We start from the raw sequence: 21,500 nt of genomic DNA, 5'->3' as shown, positions 1-21,500 counted from the left end.
TCCTTTTTCGTTCGCTAAACCTGCAAATTAATTGCTGGTGTTATACGTAATCGTGTCGTTTTTGCAATTAACTGTAACACGGTAGTGCAAATCAGATTTTGAGCCTCTGACCACTAAAGGAAGTATGTAACCCTCTTCAGTTTTAGTCACTTCATTGTCATTAATCCAAGCAACTGCTTTTTTACCTACCGCCGCTTTTTCATCTGCCCAACGTGGTAATCTGTTGTTCATAAAGTCATTTTTAACTTGAGCTGCAATTTGTGGTTCAGTGAGATTACCACAACTCACAAATGCCGCAGCTTTACCTTCTTCCTTGTTAGCACTGAACGCAAACGAACTTAATACAAGCGCACAACCGCCTAAAACAACTGCCATTTTTTTATTAATATTCATACCATCCTCCGGCACCCACGAGATGTAGGTGAAATTGAGATCCATTTTACTCACCAAAACTGCATCAAGGTTAACAACGCCACGCATATATACTGACGTTATCCATACAGTGTAGTTGCTAAAATAAAACCTATGAGCAAAATGACTTAACCGATATGAATTTATCAGAAATATTTTTAAATGTTAATAGTATGTTTACCGATTATTAATTTTCATCATCGAATCGAGCAACAATTTGCTCTTTATCTTGGTATTTTTCTCTGATTTCGTGCGCTACCAGCGCAATCGCCTCTCCACTACTCATGCCATCTGCCATCAATTGGTGAATACGCTCAACGGCTTCTTGTTGCTCTTCATGGGAAAGTGCTGGCATACCTGAAAACATCATCAACCTCTTTAAATTGTGGACTTATTTTATACATTAGGATTTTCAGCAAATTTTAACAGCTCTTACCTTAATAAGGTAAGATTATATGGTAATCTGGCATCATTCACTGTAGAATCCGATATTAATTGATTGATATGGCTATTAATAAAATACAACTTCCTTACAGCCCAAATGCGGCATTAGATTATTTTGCACCGTTATCACACCAACCGTGGGCAATGCTACTCCACTCAGGTCAGGCTGAGCACTCACACAATCGCTATGATATGATTGTCGCCGATCCGGTCGCAACCCTACTAACCCGTGGTCCTCAAACCGAAATTCAAATACAAAACCAACCCATACAATATTCGGAACAGGACCCTTTCGCCCTTTTACAACAGCAAATTGATCAATACCCCGAAGCAAAATGCATGGATGAGCACTTGCCATTCCAAGGTGGCGCTATGGGTATTTGGAGTTATGATCTCGGTCGCCGCATCGAAAAATTGCCTGAACTCGCCACAACTGAACTGAGGTTTCCTGATATGGCAGTCGGTATTTATTTATGGGGTTTAATTGTCGACCATCATGAACAATGTGTGACGTTGTTTAGTCATCAAGATGTCGAGCAGCGGTTAGCCTGGTTGCAGGCGCAGAAAACGTCACGTAAAGCGCCCTTTGCACTAACATCGCCGTGGCATGCCAACATGACTGAAGAGCAATACCATGAAAATATTGCCCGAATTCACCAATACTTACGCGAAGGTGATTGCTACCAAATCAACCTTGCACAGCGCTTTAAAGCTAAATATAAAGGTAATGAATGGGATGCTTTTCTAACGCTGAATCAACATAACCGCGCGCCATTCTCCTCGTTCATTCGCTTGCCTGATAATGCTATTATCAGCATTTCACCTGAACGCTTTATTCTATTAGAAAAAGGTGAGATTCAAACACGCCCCATTAAAGGAACATTACCTCGACTTGATTCTCCAGAAGAAGATCAGCTCCAAGCTGAAAAGTTAGCAAACTCATCGAAAGATCGTGCTGAAAACTTGATGATTGTAGACTTACTACGTAATGACATTGGACGCGTCGCAAAACCCGGTACTGTGCGCGTGCCTGAACTCTTTAAAGTAGAGCCATTCCCTGCCGTTCATCATCTTGTCAGCACGATTACGGCGACATTAGAGACTCAATACCAAGCTACCGATTTACTTCGCGCATGTTTCCCTGGCGGTTCAATTACGGGAGCACCCAAAATTCGTGCTATGCAGATTATTGAAGAGCTTGAACCGAATCGTCGACATGGATATTGTGGTGCAATAGGCTATATTAGTTTCTGTGGCAATATGGATACGAATATTACAATCCGTACCCTACTTACTGATAAAAAACAGATTTATTGCTGGGCAGGCGGTGGAATTGTTGCTGACAGTCAAGCTGATAAAGAGTATCAAGAGACTTTTGACAAATTACGTTTAATTTTGCCAATACTAGGAAAACTGGATAACGATGACTGAGCTGAATAGCTTTATTAACCGTTTTCAATTGACACTTCCCCTCTCACGCCAACCCGCCACATCGGCGGGTAAAGCGGCTGCTGTGCTCTTGCCGATTATCAACAAATCCAATCCAACATTGTTACTAACTCAGCGCTCGCCTCTCTTGCGTTCTCATGCAGGGCAAGTCGCCTTCCCCGGTGGTTCACGTGACCCTGAAGATTCAAATTTAATTGCCACGGCGCTACGAGAAGCCTACGAAGAGGTCGCCATGCCGCCTGAAAAAGTGCAAGTTTTAGGGCAGCTCGCTCCGATTACCAGCATTGGCGGTTATCAAGTAACCCCGATTGTTGGACTCGTGCCCGATAATATTCGCTATCAAGCGAATCCAAGCGAGGTTTCGTCTATCTTTGAGATCCCGCTGTTTGATGCGCTATCTCTACAGAAACATAAATATGTGGATATCAATCGCTCTGGTCGTGAGAAACGTGTCTTTTTTTACTGGTATAACAACCATTTAGTTTGGGGTTTAACAGCATCCATCCTGCACCAACTTGCCTTACAGCTGGATTAATTTTCACAGCGAATAATCCTTTTATTCAATTATTTTTCCATTGCCTAAAATACAATTAGTGCTATTTATAACCAATCCACCTTATGTAACTACCTTATTTCAAAAAATACTTTAAACTTACTGGTTAACACTACGAAATAACAGTAAAGTAGCGCCCTTTAAAATAAATCACTATATCTTCATCTTTTGTTTAAGGAGTCCTGCGTGATAAGCGTTTTCGACATGTTTAAAGTGGGCATTGGCCCTTCAAGCTCTCATACAGTTGGTCCGATGAAAGCTGGGAAAGAATTTGTCGATGATTTGGTCAATAAGCAATTATTACCATCCGTCACCCGTGTCGCAGTAGACGTTTATGGCTCTTTATCCTTAACAGGTAAAGGTCACCATACCGATATCGCCATTATTATGGGTTTAGCAGGTAACCTTCCTGCTACCGTTGACATCGAATCAATCCCATCTTTTATCAAAAATGTGGAAGAAACAGAAAAGTTACCATTAGCAAATGGTACCCGTACTGTTGAATTTCCACGTGAAGGTGGCATGAATTTCCGTCAAGATAACTTACCGTTACATGAAAACGGAATGACTATCCACGCCTTCGCTGGCGATAAAGAAATTTATACCAAAACCTACTATTCCATCGGTGGTGGTTTCATTGTTGATGAAGAGCATTTTGGTCAAACGGCATTAGACAGCAAACCCGTTTCTTATCCATTCAACTCGGCTGCTGAGTTACTGCTAAAATGTAAAGAATCAGGTTTGTCCATTTCTAGCTTGATGATGAAAAACGAGTTGGATTTACATCCACGTGAAGAAATTGATGCTTACTTTGCTGATGTATGGAAAACCATGCAAGCGTGTATTGAACGCGGTCTTAACACCGAAGGCATTCTACCGGGTCCACTGCGTGTACCACGCCGTGCGCCAGCACTTAACCGTTTAGTTACCTCTGCTAGCAAACTGTCGAACGACCCCATGAACATCGTTGATTTGATCAACATGTATGCATTAGCCGTTAACGAAGAAAACGCAGCGGGTGGGCGCGTCGTGACTGCACCAACTAATGGTGCTTGTGGTATTGTTCCGGCAGTGCTGGCTTACTATAACCACAGTATTGAACCTGTCACCCCTGAACTGTATTTGCGTTATTTCTTAGCCTCCGGTGCAATTGGTATTCTCTACAAAATGAATGCTTCTATCTCCGGCGCTGAAGTCGGTTGCCAAGGTGAAGTTGGTGTGGCGTGTTCTATGGCAGCAGCTGGTCTCGCCGAATTATTTGGCGCAAGCCCAGAACAAGTGTGTATTGCTGCCGAAATTGGTATGGAACATAATTTAGGTTTAACCTGTGATCCTGTTGCAGGACAAGTTCAAGTACCTTGTATCGAACGTAATGCCATCGCTTCTGTTAAAGCTGTTAACGCAGCACGAATGGCTTTACGCCGAACCAGCGAACCTCGCGTTTCACTGGATAAAGTCATCGAAACTATGTACGAAACCGGTAAAGATATGAATGCGAAGTACCGTGAAACCTCTCGCGGTGGTTTAGCAATCAAAGTCCAATGTGATTAATTATTAGTACGTAGACCCTCCCTCTTCATGGCGTATTATGCATCATGAAGAGGGAAATTTTTCCTCACTTTACCTCCCCCTTATTTAATTTATTTAATTAAGTTAATTGCCCTTACGACTCCCTACCACCATTCTGTCTCTCTCTATCAGCTTTGCTCGTTTCAGCTTTCGATTTTTATCGTTTATGGTTGTTTTGCTTTGTCTGTTTTTATCGCCTTTTCTCTTATTTTTGAATCTATACTTTCGTCCTTTTATTACTGAAGATTCTATCCCTCAGACTAAATTTGCTCACTATTCATTCAATTCTAACAATTACCCTCTAAAAAAGTCTCTTTTTTGTTACCGATAACAAAGCAATGTATCACTGGTTGAACAAAATAAAGATTTATTATCTGAATAATATTATATTTTCAGATTTATAGGTTTATTTATCAGTAATATTTGGATCGGTTTTTATTTTTCTGACGCGAAACAAGTTTTTTAGATTAATCCTAGTGATATGATTGGACTGACCATTCAGCTAATAATTGCACTTAACTAATTATTAGCTAGCCACTTAGTTTGAATTTATTCAGCTACTATTTAAGGTGCAGGGGAAACACATAGAGAAGAAGTTCGGTTTCTAACTTCTATTCTATCGTCAATGATGTTTCGATTTATCTGTTAAGAGGGAAAAATAGTGAGTATAGCTATTATGATTGGTACCCACGGAGTTGCTGCCGAACAGCTACTCCGAACCACCGAGATGTTAATAGGCGAGCAAGAAAACGTCTCGTTTATTGACTTTGTCCCTGGGGAAAATGCTGACACGCTATTCGATAAATACACACAAAAGCTGACCACTCTTGATACCTCAGCTGGTGTGCTATTTCTTGTTGATACGTGGGGAGGTAGTCCATTTAATGCTGCTACACGCATTGCCAATGAGCATGACAATTACGAAATCATTACAGGCGTAAATGTCCCAATGCTCGTCGAGACCTTCATGTGCCGCGATGATAACCCATCCATGGATGAGCTGATCACTGTCGCACTCGAAACAGGTCGCGGTGGCATCCGTCCATTCAAGTTTAAAGAAGTTGTTGCAGAAGCATCCGCACCTAAAGCCGTCAACACACCTGCTCCACAACCTGTTATTGCCGGTCCAGGTGAACATATGATCATTGCTTTAGCCCGTGTTGATGACCGTTTAATCCACGGTCAAGTCGCGACGCGCTGGACCAAAGAGATGCGAGTTAAACGCATTATCGTGGTCAGTGACGAAGTGGCAAAAGACACTGTACGTTCCACGCTACTGAAGCAAGTTGCCCCTCCTGGTGTCACCGCCCACGTTGTTGACGTAGATAAATGTGTCCGCGTTTACAACAACCCGAAATACTCGGGTGAGCGTGTCATGCTGTTATTTACTAATCCAACAGACGTACAACGCATTGTTGAACAAGGCGTTGAAATTGACTCGGTCAATATCGGTGGAATGGCTTATACCGAAGGAAAAACCATGGTCACCAATGCCGTATCAATTAACCAAAAAGATATCGATGCATTTAAGTATTTGAATGACAAAAATATTGAGTTAGAAGTCCGTAAAGTTGCTTCAGACAGTAAAGTCCACATGATGGATTTAATTAATAAACTCAAAAAATAATGTTTTAGAAATTAGTTCATATTGAACCGTTACTCAAAAACAGTCTTAAAAACTTGTTGGTTACAGGAGATTAAACAATGGAACTTACCGTTGTTCAAATAGTAATGGTCTTCGTTGTGGCTTGTATCGCCGGTATGGGATCAATCCTCGATGAATTCCAGTTCCACCGCCCTCTCATTGCCTGTACGCTTATTGGTATTGTTCTGGGTGATATGAAAACCGGTATTATTATCGGTGGTACGCTGGAAATGATCGCGTTAGGTTGGATGAACATCGGTGCGGCGGTTGCCCCTGATGCAGCATTAGCCTCCATCATTTCAACCATTCTGGTTATCGCAGGTGGTCAAAGTATCGGCGCGGGTATTGCAATCGCGATACCATTAGCTGCTGCGGGTCAAGTCCTCACCATTATTGTACGTACAGTTACTGTTGCATTCCAACATGCTGCTGACCGTGCTGCGCTCAATGGTAATTTATCCGCGATTGGCTTTATTCATATTTCTGCATTATTACTTCAAGCAATGCGTATCGCCATTCCGGCTCTCATTGTTGCTGTCTCAGTCGGGACATCAGAAGTACAACAGATGCTGGATTCCATCCCTCAGGTTGTTACTGACGGTCTGAATATTGCGGGTGGTATGATTGTTGTTGTGGGTTATGCGATGGTTATTAACATGATGCGCGCTGGCTACCTCATGCCGTTCTTCTATTTAGGTTTCGTCACTGCAGCATTCACTAACTTTAACCTTGTTGCGCTTGGTGTGATTGGAACTGTGATGGCTATCCTATATATCCAACTCAGCCCTAAATACAACAAATCTCAGGTTGTTGTCACACAAAACAGCAATAACAACCTCGACAATGAGCTGGACTAGGAGGAATGCAATAATGGTCGATATCACAAAACCAACCGAAAAGCGGTTAACTCAAAGCGATATTCGCGGCGTATTTCTACGCTCTAACTTATTACAAGGTTCATGGAACTTTGAACGTATGCAAGCCTTAGGCTTTTGCTATTCAATGGTTCCTGTTATTCGTCGTTTGTATCCAGACAACAATGATGATCGTAAACAAGCGATTAAACGTCACCTAGAGTTTTTTAATACTCATCCTTACGTTGCCGCGCCTATTTTAGGTGTCACAATGGCTATGGAAGAAGAACGCGCTAACGGTGCAGATATCGATGACGGTGCTATCAACGGTATTAAAGTCGGTTTGATGGGACCATTAGCGGGTGTCGGTGACCCTATTTTCTGGGGAACCGTGCGTCCCGTGTTTGCTGCATTGGGTGCGGGTATCGCAATGACAGGTAGCCTATTAGGGCCGCTGCTATTCTTTGTTCTTTTTAACTTAGTCCGTTTGCTGACACTTTACTATGGTGTTGCCTATGGCTATAAAAAAGGGATTGATATTGTTCAGGATATTGGTGGTGGGTTCCTGCAAAAACTGACGGAGGGGGCGTCAATTCTCGGTCTGTTCGTTATGGGGGCATTGGTCAATAAATGGACTCATGTCAATATTCCACTCGAAGTTTCGCGGATCAAAAACCAAACTACAGGTGTTGAAGACATCACTACCGTTCAGATGATCCTTGACCAATTAATGCCTGGCTTGGTGCCTCTGTTACTTACCTTCGCCTGTATGTGGCTGTTACGCCGTAAAGTGAACGCTTTATGGATTATTATCGGCTTCTTCGGTTTAGGTATCCTTGGTGCTTGGTTAAACTTCTTAGCGCCATAATTTCTATTCAATATCAAGAAAGGGAGGTTGCAGCCTCCCTTTTTTACTTTTAAGCTTGATAGCTCGTCCACTTAGTCATGGGTACTCAAATGACCTTAAATGATGCAATTTTAGCTATTATCATTTTGATCATGCTTGTATACGCAATCTATGATGAATTTATCCAAGGAATTCTGAAGGGCAAAACTCTATTAAAAGTTAACTTAAAACGTAAACACAGAGCCGATGCCATCATTTTTATTGTTCTCATTTGCATCGTCATTTATACAAACATTGCTCGACATGGTAATTTATTAACCACTTATTTATTAATGATTACTATTTTTATGGCTATTTATTTAGCCTTTATTCGTCGTCCGAAAGTATTTTTTAAACAAACCGGTTTTTATTTCGCCAATACATTTATTTTATATGAGCGAATTAAAACAATGAATTTATCTGAAGATGGTATTTTAATGATTGGATTGGAGCAAAAGAAAATCCATGTTCAAGTCAACCATCTTGATGATTTACAAAAGATTTATGATTTCTTCATTAATCACAAATAACTACTTTATATATTGGTATAAATATTAAGGTTAATTAAATGTTTAATTAACCTTAATTTTGTTAATATCGAAAATGAAAATTATTATCATTTGCAGAAATCATTATTAATAATTAATATTTTGCCTTTATTAAAATCTATGATATCTTTCGTCCCACGTCATTGGGGAGTAGCCTGTTCTGGAAATATATTCTTTCCAGAAAATCCGTATCAACATACTCGTTTGTTTTTAAACGTGGTGCGGATGCCATTTATTGGTTGGCAAGACCATAGACACATAAATACGCCTTTTGGTTGGGGGTAATTTATGTGTATATGGAAACACCCAACCGAGATTATTGTTATGAGCTTTTACGCCACTCTCATCCTCGCCTTCGCACTATCCATGGATGCTTTTGCTGTCGCTATCTGCAAAGGTGCAGTACTCCATAAACCCCGTTTTCGTGAAATTCTCCGTACTGGATTTATCTTTGGTTTTATCGAAGCCATTACGCCAATCATTGGCTGGGGAATCGGTATTTTAGCTAGCCAGTATGTGATCCGTTGGGATCACTGGATTGCCTTTGCCCTACTATTCATCCTTGGCGGTCGTATGATCTGGCAAAGTCTGACGACGAAAGATGAAGACTGCTGCGATAAACCATCAAGTCATAGTGCAGGAAACCTTGTGTTATCCGCGATAGCCACCAGCCTCGATGCAATGGCGATTGGTTTAGGTTTAGCTTTCTTACAAGTCGATATTGTCCATACAGCAATGACCATTGGTTTAACCACCATGATTATGGCGACGATCGGTATGATGATTGGACGTTACGTGGGTCCACTACTAGGAAAAAAAGCAGAAATATTAGGTGGTTTGGTACTTATCGCGATTGGCTTCAATATCCTTTTTGAACATCTCGAATTGTTTATGTACGCACCGTAATATTCGATATCCCCCTGACTTGTTCAGGGGGATCGTTCAAAAGTTTCACCGTGAGTTTATGGTTGATATTGATAAACTCGAATCAAAAAATCTGCGGTATACGCTTTAATTTCTGATTGTTTTAATTGCTGTTTCACTTCTTCAGACGCTCTCCATGCAAATGGCGTCATCTCAAGTAATGCAAATGCCTCTTCTCCAGCCAAACTCATCGCGTAATTTAAACGCGTTTCATCAATCAGTTTGAAATCAGGAAGATCTTCCTCTTTTGCCGGATGTAATTTCACTTCATCATAAATCAAGGCTTTTAATTCTTGCAGATGTTCTGCTGCGGGCGTCACGGTAATTAAGATGCCCATAGACATTAATACGCGACTGAGCTCTTGTGCTTTACAGGGTGCGTAAATACGAATAATTCCACAGATGCTGGCATCAGCAAAAGGTAAACGATGACTCGATGCGACACAAAAATTGACTGATTTGTACCGCTTAGCAGCAAAACGGATCGCGACCTTCGAAACATCGAGCCCATACATGTTGATGGGCTTGGATGCCGCTAACAATGACTGTAAAAAATAATCAGTGTAATACCCTTCCCCACACCCAATATCGAGTATGCTTTGGCTATTTTCAGGTAAATATTGTGCAAGTTTTTCCGCGACTTTATCGCGCATAGGTTGATAATGCCCGGCATCTAAAAATTGTCGGCGCGATACCATCATCTCTAAACTATCGCCCGGATCTTTCGAACGCTTATGTTGCACTGGAAGTAAATTAACATAACCCTCTTTGGCGCAATCAAACTGGTGGTTTGCTTCACAACGATAGCTACTGTTAATTAAATTGAGAGGTTTAAAACACAGGGGACATTGATAATTCATACGGTTACACTGATTTAAAAATAATGCGCAGTATACCATATAAGCGGTCAAGCAGCGCCATGGAATTATACCCCCATGGCACCGTGACGTAATCTAGAGGAGTAAAGCGAACTTATTTACCTGCTTTAGTCGCTTCTGGCGCTTTTACTTCACCAGTTTGTTTGACTTCACTCTTTTTAAGTTCTTTTTTACTGTGTTCTGCTTTGGCAACTTCGTGAGTTTTCACACCATGGTTTACATGTTCAGTTTTCGCAGTGGTATTTGCTAGTGCGGCACCAGAAACAGTTAATGACAGAACAGTCGCGATTGCTAATAATTTTTTCATTTTGAACGCCTTATTTAAATTCAAACTAACGAGTCATTGATATAAAACTTATATTTTGGTGTAGCTAAAAATTTAAATGGCTTTTTCGGCACTTTTATCTTTAGTTGCACTCACTTTTTTCTCAGTTTTCACTTTTGCGTGATGAGCTTTCGCTGAGTGATGAGCGGCAGCAATTGGCGCTACTGGCTCAGTTTTAGTTGTTGTATTTGCTAATGCAGCACCAGAAACAGCTAATGACAATACAGTTGCGATTGCTAATAACTTTTTCATACTAAGTACCTTAAGATTAATTTATTAAGCAAGGATGTTCTTGCCACACTAATAAATCATATCTGTAGATCATTTCGCAATAGGAGAATATTAAAGATTCTTAAATTTTTTATAGGTTATTTTAATGAATAAATATTTTAATTTTGTTGATATTCCATTTACTTTCATAGGTTAATTTTCAATCTTTATTTGATTTACTGCGAAGTTAATTTATTAATAAATATCAAATAGATAAATTAAAGATAATCTTGATGTTAATTTTTTGGTTTTAAAGATCATCTTCATTCCAATTTATTTGATATCTATTTTTTCTTCGTTTTTATTTTAAAAACTCACTTTTTATCTTACTAATTTAATAAAGTTTCTTTTTTTAAGATGTACTGACTTTTATTTTTATCTAAAGAGAACTTTTTTTGCTTACTTCAAGTAAAAAAGCCATTCAATCTTGAATGGCTTTTAAACGGATAATTTAAATTTTAAAATTAAAAATGGGCAAACTCAGGAATAGGCTTACGCCCATGAGCTTCTAAAAAGTCTAAAACACGACGTGGCGTGGTATTCAAAATTCGAGATTCCGGAAAATCGATCGATTTCAGCATTTCAATCACTTCATCAAAACGCCCTAAATAGCTAACATGATGAGAATCTGAGCCTAATGCAACCCAACCACCTGCTTCTTTCACCGCTTTAGCAATTTCTATGCAGTTTTTCTTACTACCCGCTCTTGAATGCAAGAAAGAGGAGTTGTTCATCTCTAGTGCCACGTTGCACTCTTTGGCTGCTTGGGCAACGGCTTTAATATCAATAGGATATTTGGGATTACCAGGATGAGTAATAATTTGCACTTTTCCGCTACGAATAGTGGCGATCATCGCTTCAGTATTCTCTTCTAAACTTTGTGGTTCTAAAACAGGCTCATGGAAACCCGCTAATATAATATCTAGGTGACGAGCTATCTTTTCATTGCAGTCTGTCTCACCTAACTTATTCTTAATATTTGCTTCAATCCCATAGAGCAAACCAACACCGCCCACAATGCGTGGCAATATTGGCATATTCCCAAAGTGCCACTCATGTGGAGCATCTTGCATCTCTGGGCCATGGTCAGTAATCGCAAATAGTTTCATGCCACGAGCGGCGGCTTCTGCAAAGTATTCATTAACAGTGCTAAATGCATGGGTGCTGGCGATAGTATGAGCATGTAAATCAACTTGATACATAGAATATCCTTCTAATTCTTCTATTTGCCTTCTGACATTATTCAGATTGAAAAGGTTATCTCCAAGCTAACATATCCCTACTCATGATTCGATAACAATTCTGTTAAACCGCACTTATCGGATCGTCATAGTAAATTGCAATTATTCTGATACCTCCATATACATAAAAAAACCCGCCACATGGACGGGTTTAAGTTCAGATAAAATGCCTTAATTCACAAGAATCCGCTTGTTTGTGGCTCCCCACAAAATGGACATTTCTGTAAACAAAGCACCGCTAATCTCTTCAACTTCCTCAGCGGTAATTTCTCCATTGCCTTGTTTACCAAAAAAGACAACCTCATCCCCTGGCTGAACATTTTTAAGGTCAGTAATGTCTACCATTACGGTATTCATGGATGTTTTCCCAAGAACCGGCACACGTTGACCATTAATCAATACATGGCCAGCATTACTGAAGACACGACGATATCCATCCGCATAGCCGACAGGTATATTGGCTAACACTGAGTCACGCTTCAAAGTGTAAGTTCTATCATAACCCACTGTATTTCCTTTCGGATAATGATTAACAGCCGCAATATTTGATTTAAACGTCATGACACGTTTGTAATCTTTGGTCGCAACAGTGTCACCATAAAAAATGCCACCAACACGTACCATATCTAACCACGATTCCGGTACCGTTAATGTTGCATAAGTATTCGCCACATGCAGTGTCACGTCCTCACGCTTTAGCCCTGTCATCTTTAACACTTGTTGAGACTGTTTTTTAAACTTAGCCAGATCCTGTCTAATTTGCGCTTCATCTTCTTCTGGGTAATGCGACATAATCCCGACAATCTTTAAATTTGGTAACTGCGAAATTAGCTTAGCTTGTTGTAATCCCTCAGCATTGCTAACCTCTAATCCATTGCGCGACATACCGGCTGAATTCAATGCAAGATGAATAGGAATAATGGTGTTTTGTTTCGCCCCAATCGCATTTAAGCGCTGCGCCATATCCAAGTTACCAATGAGTTCTTCTACATGAAATTCCGTCGCTTGAGCCATTTCTTTCTCGGTGGCGTTACGCACTCGCATTAAACGACCTTTAAAGCCTAAATCACGAACCTGCTTAAACTCTGTATTACTCGTTAATCCAATGCATTGGACATTATTCTCAATCATCACTGGTGTGACGAGTGTCAAATCATGCCCATAGGCATCCCCTTTTAAAACAGCGCACAACCCCGCTTTATCACCCAATAATGTTTGCACTTTCTTGATATTGTAATCCAACGCACTGTGCGAAATTTCTATCCACGAATTATTAATGATCGCGGGTTGAACTTGTGCTGATGAGGTTTCAATGATGTTGGTTTTCGCGGGTTGCTGGCAGGCTGTCGCAACCAGCAAAGGCAAAAGAGCAAGATATCTAAGACGAAATGACACGTTTTTATCCTTAGCCATGGTTCAGTGAGTTTCCCCTCACCTTTATTATTATGATTACGGGGAGTGAACATATACCTTCTATGTATATAGGCTGCTGATAATAACAAGCTGAATTAATTGAACAAGTGATAATTGGGATATTTTGAATAAAAAATCACATTTTATGAATTTTTAGTTATTTTCTATACGTCTATTTTGATTTTATCGGCCATCATCTCCCCGTGAGCGTTCCATCCAAAATGAAAATAATAAAAACATAGCAAAGTCCCAATTTATGGACTTTAAGGCGATAAAAACACATTAGGTCCATAATATAGGACTTAATAACACATTTGACTAGTGCATTATAAAGTCCTATATTTGATACATTAAAGTGTAATATTGCATACTATGTCCAAATTGGGGGACATTATGACCAAGATAAAATCCGCTTTAGCTTATGCAGAGCAAATAGGTGAACGTCTAAAGCAAGCGAGACTCAATCAAAATTTAACCCAAGCTGAATTAGCGCAATTTGTTGGTGTCTCACGCAAAACAATCATGGCCGCAGAAAAAGGTCATGCCCAGCTAGAAATGTTTATTGCCATCATGATGGCACTCAACCTAACTGAACAATTAGATTTATTTTTACCTCCACAGCCAATATCCCCTATTCAGCTGATGAAGCTACAAGGAAAAAAACGTCAACGTGCATCTGGACAACGTACTGATATTGAAGAGGAAGAATTAGAATGGTAATGGAAGTCATCGAAGTGTGCTACCAAAGTGACAGTATTGGTGCATTAAGCTTTGATTCCTCTACGGGTCTTGGCGCGTTTGAATACACTCCTGAATTTATTAAAAAAGGCATCCAGCTTTCTCCGTTAAAGATGCCTTTATCTCCGCATATTTATCGTTTTCCTGAGCTCGATTATCAGACATTCAAAGGGCTACCAGGGTTAATTGCCGATTCTCTGCCCGATGATTTTGGTAACGCAGTCATGAATGCTTGGGTTTCGAGCCAAGGTAAATCCGTTGACAGCATTACACCTTTGCAGCGCCTGCAATACACGGGAAAACGCGGAATGGGCGCACTAGAGTACATCCCTGCTACAAAACTTCATTCCGGTAATAAGCAATCCGACATTCAGATTGAATCTCTTGTTGCTATCGCACAGGAGGTTCTCGATTTACGTGGCGATTTTCATTTGGAATTAAATCGTAATCACCAAGAAGATTCGGCTGCCATGATTGAACTACTTTCTGTCGGAATGAGTGCAGGTGGAGCAAGACCTAAGGCTGTGCTTGCCTTTAACCAAGACTTTACCCAAGTTCGATCAGGTCAATCTGATATTCCGGATAACTTCACGCATTATTTAATGAAATTTGATGGCGTCAGTGAGCATAATAAAAACCAAGAAACGTTTGGAGATCCCCTAGGCTACGGGGCAATGGAATATGTTTATCACCTGATGGCAAGACAGAGCGGTGTAGATATGATGCCCTGCCATTTATTAGATGAAGGTGCTAGACGGCATTTTATTACTCAGCGTTTTGATCGCATTGGTAATCAAAAAATTCATGTACAAACCTTAAACGGGCTAGCCCATGTGGATTATAAAAAGCCAGGCTCATTTTCTTATGCAGAACTATTTGGTATAGCGCGCGAACTGAGATTATCTGCAAATGACGCTTACCAATTATTGAGGCGTATGGCATTTAATATTATCGCTCGTAATCATGATGACCATTCGAAAAACTTTGCATTTATGCTTAAAGATAATAAATGGATTTTAGCGCCTGCATACGATCTTGCTTATAGTTATAAGCCTGGCAGCAAGTGGGTAAATAGCCATTGGATGAGTTTAAATGGGAAAAGAGATGATTTTAGCCGCGACGATTTTTATTCTTTAATCAAGCTCAGCCCAGCATTTAACAAACAAAAAATCGATAATATTATCGATGAAACTATCGATGCAGTTTCACAATGGAATGATCTCGCCAAGGAGTGGGAAGTTCCGACGACATTGGCTGATGAGATAAGTAAAAATTTGAGGCTGGATATTTGACCAGCTTAGTTAATAAAACTGTTTTATATTTAAAAAAACAAAAAGGCACCAGTAAGTAACTGATGCCTTTAACATTAATGATTTCTAAAAATCGCTATCGATAATAGCTAAATCATTCCCACTCTAATATTAATAGAATAATTTTATCATTAGATATCAAACACTTTAAAAGTCACCACATCTTAATACCAAGAAAAATACCACGTATGGGATTTTATTGGTTTCTTATTAACTGAAACTGTCTCAGTTGCTCTTGACTCAACCTGAACTGAGTCAATTCAGCGTTCTTACAACACAAATCTCACCCAAAAATCATATTGTTGTTCTAAGTGATGCAACAATACCAGAAACGATCCTGCTTCATTATGAACAAAGTCATTAGACTTCACCTACCTATTCGACAGCTGAAAGGTTAAAGGCATCAATCGTAAAAGAGGCAGACTATCACGATCCTGCCTTTACCAATAAAGTCGTTCATAGAAAAAATCATTTTAAAACAAAGTATTATTTTTTATGGGGTCCACATTTAAATGAATTCAATTAGTAATCAGTTAGTATTTTTACTCGAACTTATTTTAAGATCGGATACACTTGTATGAACAACCAACTCACTTATATTTCAGTAATAGTAATGAATGTGTATGATGTTGTTTGCACATGAGATGTCACATGTATATCAGAGTATCACCAATCAAAGCTAATAAAATATTGAACCAGCGGAGCCAATAAAAATGTACGAAAGATATGGAGAATTAATTACAGATCTATTGGCTACTGACCAAAGTCATCATGTAGACCAGCAAGATGATGGTACATACAGAAAAAAAGCAGGAGTTGTCACCCCTGAACTTATTAAGCAAGTCCTACTCGATCAAAAATCAATAGCAATATACCAAAAAAACAATGATTTAACAATAAAATGGATATGCTTCGATTTTGATATTTTGAAGTCATGTATCGATTCAGGCTTAGCTTCTCAAGGAGATAAAGAACTAAAGAGAGCAGTTAATATCTTTTACCAAACACTCGAACAGCGTGGAATTCCATTCCTTCTTGAATATTCAGGGAACCGAGGTTTCCATATCTGGATTACTTTTGATGAAGCAGTAAAATACAAAACTGGATATGATATACAACAGGCGATCTTACAAGATGCTGGTTTAAATTTTGATAGCAGTTTAATTGGTGTTGATCTATTCCCCCATTCGGCAACACCAACAGGAGGTGTTGGACTTGGTGTAAAAATACCGTTATCTAAGCACAAAAAATCTGGTTGCTACTCTTACCTTTTGCGTAACTTAGCTGAAATTAATAACGTCCAGAAAGTCAGTATATTATCTGACGCAATGCTAGCTGATAACATAAGTATTTTAGAAGAACATACCTCAACCAGCAGAACTGCATTAGAGAAATCACTTGGGACTTTTTTTGACAACTATGAACCAGAAAATATCCAGACAAACAGAATAAAAAGCATTAAAGTTCAAAAAAATGCATTCAATCTACAAGATCTATTGGATTTATGGAATGAGGTAGAACCACTTAAAAAGCTATCTCAAAAAATTGAACACGGAAAAAATCTGACACACAAAGAGCGGGTATTAATAGTAGGTTTGTTGTGCAACCTAGAATGTAAAGGCGAACCAGATTTAAGCAATATTATTTTGCACGAAATATTTAGCAAGCAAAATAATTATAATGAAAATATAACTAAATCAGCAATACAAGTTCTAAAGAATTTTAACTTCCCTACCCAAGATAAAATAGAAAGCACACTATCTTGTAAATTCAATGGTACGCTTTCAATTGAGGAACTACTTAAAAATTGTATTCCTAAATTTCTTGAATATACAGAAGCTAATTTTGAATTTTCAAATAATGACATAGAAATTACAAGAATTGCTGAGCTTAACTATCTATTCCTGAATGATGAAGTTCAAGCCAAGATAGTAGTTGAAGAGCTTTCTTCAAAAGATAATAGCGAATTCCTAACAGAGATGGATGAGTTTATAAAAGGCTCAAAAAACTGGGACTACTATAAACATGTAAGGAATGAGGAAGGAAAAACTCGTGAACTTATTACATTAAACTCAAGTGCGAGAGTAATTACTTCTTGTATTCTTAAGCAAATTGCATACTACTTTGATATTAAAACAGATAATAATTCTCATGGATATCAGATTAACAAAGGGTTTAACGGAGGATATATATTTAAACCATGGCTATACCTATGGTTGAAATTCATTTCTAACATCACAGATGCCATTGAAAATGAAGTGTATAAGGATTTTTATATTGTTAAAACAGATATAAAAGGCTTTTATGACAACATTTCACATGACAGACTTAAAAGGCTATTACTAGGTGATGGTAACTCTGTGATAAAAGATAAAATAGAGTCAATGAGGCCTGAAACAAACAAAAGGTACATAGAATGCTTAACTGCCATTTTCAATATGACACAGGAAATTGTTGGTGATAATAAAGGATTACCTCAAGGGCCAGCCTATGCCCGTTTTTTTGCAGAACTTTACTTATCTGAAATAGACATAAGCTTTAAAAAAAAATTAGCAAAAAATGAAATAATATTGTATGAAAGATATGTTGATGACATATTTTTTATTACAAAATCAAAAGATGAAGCAGAGAAACTCCGAAATGAGCTTTGTAGTGAATTAGAACTCTTAAATCTGACTCTCAATAGTGAAAAAACGGTAGTTTCGAAGATATCTTCATTTCAAGACAAATTTGATAATTATAGATCTCAATCTAAATATGCCGTTGATCAAGTATCAAAATCATTTATTACATCCAGTGAAAAACAAAAAAATAATGCTATTAGTGAGTTTGTAACACTTATTCAGTCTGATTCTTGTCAGGAAGACCTATCGTTCATTTTTTCACACCTTGATGGCGTAGATGAATTAAATAGTATCAAGACAGAGCAGATTATTCCAGCCCTTGAAAAACGTATTGGAAGAGGAAGCTTATTCAAAAATTTATTTAACTTTTTGTTTGAGTTGAATGAGGGATGGGAAATTATTCATGAAATAAAAAACTTTGATACATTACAGTCTGAAGTATTGACATCGTGTATTATAAACGCAATTGAAACAAATAAGAGCAATAGAAATAAGCTGAAGCAACTCATTGAAACAATTGAGCCTAAACTTACATACTCAAGAATTGTCCATGAGCATATAGCCTATTTGATTACAAACTTTAACATAAATGTGAAAGTAACTAATATTTTACCACAGCATTACATTTCAGCAATAAGATCTATATCTGACCATAGTAAAGTCAACGCAACAAATGATTTAATATTGCATTTGAACCTATATTTAAACAATATCAAATCGTTAAAAGATTTTATCAAAGTTATTTATGCTTTCTGTTTCAATGAAAACGAAGTTGACCTAAAAAAAATAGCTTCTTTATTCTTTGCGAAAATGTCAGTAGAAGAAAAAAACAGCACTTTCTCCACCTCAATTACTGACAAACCTATCTTAGATCCAATGACAACTAAGAAATTTTATTATCTACTTTGTTTATTCTCAGTCTCTACAGAGAGCCATTCCACAAGTCTAATTGAGTCCATGTGGAAATATTGTGCATTTTCATTTAATGAACTAGCTGGTTCTAACGATAATTTCCCTTTTTCAAACTGGTTGGATAAATTGGATAAAATTGACATAAATAACGCCACAGCAAACTGGATAATTTCCTCAATAGTAGATGGCAATATTTTTAGAGGGCTTACTGATGATAAAAAGGTGTTCGAAAAGTATCATAATGCACTATTAGTCTATTTATCAATAGAAAATAGGGAATGGAACAATGATACGATTGCAAGCCAATTAAAAAAACTCAAGACAAAATCAACATTCTATAATTGGTTGATAGACAATGATGGAGTTTCCATTTTTCCTGAAGGAAACAAAAAGTGGTTTGAACGGAATATAATCGAAAATAACACAACGACTCTTCGTAAAGATAACAAAATTCTCATAAGAAAGCCTAGCTCATTGTTTACTTCTAATAAAGATGACTTAGAGCACAGTAACGGATTTTCTGAAATCATAGTCGATTATGATAGAGAAAAGTTAACAACATTTGGTCACTATATAAATAGTGTTGAAATAAATATTAGGCTTGAGCTCTTAACCAAATTTCTTAAGACTATAAAAGACGGAGAGCCTATTCCTAGTGTGTTCTGCCCTGATAGGGTAATGACATCAGATGCAGTCTCAGTTTTTTCCAAGGAGTTCTGTTATCATTCAAAAATTATAACATATGATGAACATGGAATTGTCGCTTCATATGAAAATTCAATAGATAATTTCATTACCTCCTTTTTGTCTTACACCTCTAAAAGTGACACTGCCATAAAGAACTTAAAGGAAAAATATATTAACAACTTAGATCTTGATATTGATAAGGTACAATTCCTTCTTAAGTTTTATTCTCAAATGACAAATGAAGCATATGATAGTTCTGATTTTTTCTTTGATGTCGCAATAGCAACGTCTCTTTATATATATTTTTCAGATCTAGATTCAATATCTCGACTTGAAAAATTTTCAAAACAGTATTCATCTTTTCATAATGAAGTGAAGAGTCAACATATATTTATAGTTGAAAAAAGCATGCCTATAGACGACTCAGATCTTCAATCTGTGTTATTTTCTATTCAGCAGTCGATTTCTCAGATTAATAAAAAACTTTTAATTACTATACCTTTTCATCTACATGAAGATATCTTAAATTACTCAAAGATAATTGAAGAACTAATTTCCAACAGCCAACTTGAAAAACAAAGTATCACACTCAAAGATTTCAAACTATCTCAAGCCAACGCTTTCTCTTCATCAAGAACCGTAAAGATAGATAATCAAAGTTATGCGTTCACGAATGTACTGATAATAAACCCCAAAATGAAAGAGATCGTATCATGCGAAATAAAACATCTCGCTCTGATAAATGGATCTGAGCATATTTACGCTTACCAAAATGATGAAACGGTATACATTATTTCACTGGCAAATTGTTTAAGTGTTATGTATACAACTCTCCGAGAGCGTTACAACGTTATAATAAATGAGGAAAAGTTTGAACATAGCTACCCTTCTATTACGTTGTTGGAGGGAAATATAACCTCATTAAGCGGTTTCGATGATGCTTCAGTTGTAATTAGGCATCATAATGACATTTCAATACAAGAAGCGGAAAATAGACTAAAAAACTGGCTACACCACCTGCCACAAAAATTTCATCAGCCATTAATTAATCTGATTAGGTCACATGAATACATGTTAGAAAGTGAGATAATGTCGTTTAGAGATAAAGTAAAAGAACTAGATTTGCCAAACAGCAATCTCTTTTTGATCAAAGAAGTTTCTGATTTCAACGGCACACATAGAATCCTCTATCGAGACAATGATATTGGTAGAGAAGTTGCCACATTCACACCACGTTCTCTCACCAAGAGCTCAAAGCAAGTAACCCTAATTACAGATCTTGTCCTTACTGGGTCTCAAGTGATTAGAGCTTTAAAGTTCTATTTAAAAGGTGAAGGCAGCCGACCAAGCGATAACTACTTTAATTTGACTAAAGAAGATCATACAAATCTATTTAATATATTTTTAGAGCTTGAAACACTTAATATTTGCACTGTTCTCTATACCAAAGATGCTATTCGAAAAATAGAAGAGGAACTACAAGTAACATTAGGGAATCAGATAGTAGTTAATGTTGTTAATGGGAGAGATATTGGTGACAATGCTTTTTTTGGTAGCACAACAAAGATAAATCAACGAGATAAATCGATTATAACAGATTTATTGCTCGATGAGCTTGCTTTATCTAATCTATATGACCATTTATCCTATTCAGGCACATATGTAAAATTTAAAGATGAAAACGAAATAAATAAAATTAATCTTGTTGCCAGATATCAATCTCTTCCAAAGAAGTCATTTGGGTTTTTAACGTGCAGTACTAAGTCCGAGGAACATTGTAAGCCGTTTAACAGAATATTAGAGTTGGCAGATAAATAAG

18 protein-coding genes and 1 riboswitch are annotated in these 21,500 nt (G+C 37.8%); of the genes, 11 read left to right on the top strand and 7 right to left on the bottom strand.

All coding sequences use genetic code 11. The features are described 5' to 3' along the window. Nucleotides 1-27: 27 nt before the first annotated feature. Nucleotides 28-438 carry a protein YebF gene (gene yebF / locus PR766_RS11975; protein ID WP_224050249.1) on the bottom strand — a complete coding sequence of 137 codons (411 nt, stop codon included), beginning with the start codon at nt 436-438 and terminating at the stop codon, nt 28-30. A gap of 160 nt (nt 439-598) precedes the next feature. Then, on the bottom strand, nt 599-778 hold the full coding sequence (locus PR766_RS11970; RefSeq protein WP_006661634.1) for a YoaH family protein: 180 nt from the start codon (nt 776-778) through the stop codon (nt 599-601). Nucleotides 779-915: 137 nt separating this feature from the next. On the opposite strand from PR766_RS11970, the gene pabB reads away from it, so the two are divergent. The 8 genes from pabB (at nt 916) to mntP (ending at nt 9,265) form a co-directional block, all read left to right on the top strand. Then, nucleotides 916-2,286 (top strand): aminodeoxychorismate synthase component 1, encoded by a 1,371-nt coding sequence (pabB, locus tag PR766_RS11965; RefSeq protein ID WP_154636571.1) that lies wholly within the window; start codon nt 916-918, stop codon nt 2,284-2,286. Then, nucleotides 2,279-2,839 (top strand): CoA pyrophosphatase, encoded by a 561-nt coding sequence (locus PR766_RS11960; RefSeq protein ID WP_006658797.1) that lies wholly within the window; start codon nt 2,279-2,281, stop codon nt 2,837-2,839. Before pabB ends, PR766_RS11960 begins: the two co-directional genes overlap by 8 nt. 204 nt (nt 2,840-3,043) lie before the next feature. Then, nucleotides 3,044-4,408, top strand: a complete 1,365-nt coding sequence (locus PR766_RS11955) for an L-serine ammonia-lyase (protein WP_036979421.1) — start codon at nt 3,044-3,046, stop codon at nt 4,406-4,408. A gap of 679 nt (nt 4,409-5,087) precedes the next feature. Then, nucleotides 5,088-6,053, top strand: a complete 966-nt coding sequence (gene manX / locus PR766_RS11950; RefSeq protein ID WP_230086854.1) for a PTS mannose transporter subunit IIAB — start codon at nt 5,088-5,090, stop codon at nt 6,051-6,053. Between the two features lie 77 nt (nt 6,054-6,130). Continuing rightward, nucleotides 6,131-6,928, top strand: a complete 798-nt coding sequence (locus PR766_RS11945) for a PTS mannose/fructose/sorbose transporter subunit IIC (RefSeq protein WP_006658800.1) — start codon at nt 6,131-6,133, stop codon at nt 6,926-6,928. 13 nt (nt 6,929-6,941) lie between these two features. After that, nucleotides 6,942-7,793 (top strand): PTS mannose transporter subunit IID, encoded by an 852-nt coding sequence (locus PR766_RS11940; RefSeq protein ID WP_006661630.1) that lies wholly within the window; start codon nt 6,942-6,944, stop codon nt 7,791-7,793. A gap of 89 nt (nt 7,794-7,882) precedes the next feature. Then, nucleotides 7,883-8,341 (top strand): DUF986 family protein, encoded by a 459-nt coding sequence (locus PR766_RS11935; protein WP_006661629.1) that lies wholly within the window; start codon nt 7,883-7,885, stop codon nt 8,339-8,341. Nucleotides 8,342-8,492: 151 nt separating this feature from the next. Further along, nucleotides 8,493-8,677, top strand: a riboswitch (yybP-ykoY riboswitch). A 6-nt stretch (nt 8,678-8,683) separates the two neighbouring features. Then, nucleotides 8,684-9,265: a manganese efflux pump MntP gene (mntP, locus tag PR766_RS11930; protein WP_006661628.1), complete on the top strand. Its 582-nt coding sequence runs from the start codon at nt 8,684-8,686 to the stop codon at nt 9,263-9,265. A gap of 56 nt (nt 9,266-9,321) precedes the next feature. Here the strand turns inward: mntP and rlmA are convergent, their stop codons facing one another. The 5 genes from rlmA to alr all read right to left on the bottom strand — a co-directional run bounded on the left by rlmA (nt 9,322) and on the right by alr (nt 13,392). Then, nucleotides 9,322-10,143 (bottom strand): 23S rRNA (guanine(745)-N(1))-methyltransferase, encoded by an 822-nt coding sequence (gene rlmA, locus PR766_RS11925; RefSeq protein ID WP_154636569.1) that lies wholly within the window; start codon nt 10,141-10,143, stop codon nt 9,322-9,324. 112 nt (nt 10,144-10,255) lie between these two features. Then, nucleotides 10,256-10,468: a hypothetical protein gene (locus PR766_RS11920; RefSeq protein WP_006661626.1), complete on the bottom strand. Its 213-nt coding sequence runs from the start codon at nt 10,466-10,468 to the stop codon at nt 10,256-10,258. Nucleotides 10,469-10,540: 72 nt separating this feature from the next. Continuing rightward, a complete protein-coding gene (locus PR766_RS11915; protein WP_006658806.1) occupies nt 10,541-10,738 on the bottom strand; it encodes a hypothetical protein in 198 nt (65 codons plus the stop codon). Between the two features lie 482 nt (nt 10,739-11,220). Further along, nucleotides 11,221-11,958: a phosphatase gene (locus tag PR766_RS11910; protein ID WP_036983048.1), complete on the bottom strand. Its 738-nt coding sequence runs from the start codon at nt 11,956-11,958 to the stop codon at nt 11,221-11,223. 210 nt (nt 11,959-12,168) lie between these two features. Next, nucleotides 12,169-13,392, bottom strand: coding sequence for an alanine racemase (alr, locus tag PR766_RS11905; protein ID WP_230086867.1), 1,224 nt, complete (start codon nt 13,390-13,392; stop codon nt 12,169-12,171). A gap of 411 nt (nt 13,393-13,803) precedes the next feature. Here alr and PR766_RS11900 point away from each other — a divergent pair, with 411 nt between their 5' ends. The 3 genes from PR766_RS11900 to PR766_RS11890 all read left to right on the top strand — a co-directional run bounded on the left by PR766_RS11900 (nt 13,804) and on the right by PR766_RS11890 (nt 21,499). Next, complete coding sequence (locus PR766_RS11900; protein WP_006661622.1) at nt 13,804-14,130, top strand: helix-turn-helix transcriptional regulator; 327 nt, start codon at nt 13,804-13,806, stop codon at nt 14,128-14,130. Continuing rightward, entirely contained in the window at nt 14,124-15,440 is a 1,317-nt protein-coding gene (locus tag PR766_RS11895) for a type II toxin-antitoxin system HipA family toxin (protein ID WP_154636567.1), read from the top strand. The genes PR766_RS11900 and PR766_RS11895 overlap by 7 nt, the downstream gene beginning before the upstream one ends. Nucleotides 15,441-16,171: 731 nt before the next feature. Beyond that, complete coding sequence (locus tag PR766_RS11890) at nt 16,172-21,499, top strand: TOTE conflict system archaeo-eukaryotic primase domain-containing protein (protein ID WP_154636566.1); 5,328 nt, start codon at nt 16,172-16,174, stop codon at nt 21,497-21,499. Nucleotide 21,500 lies beyond the last annotated feature (1 nt).

The sequence above is a fragment of the Providencia sp. PROV208 genome (assembly GCF_028479465.1).
GTDB lineage: Bacteria > Pseudomonadota > Gammaproteobacteria > Enterobacterales > Enterobacteriaceae > Providencia > Providencia alcalifaciens.
Note: the sequence above shows the minus strand (reverse complement) of the source record. Positions and strands in the feature narration are given on the sequence as shown.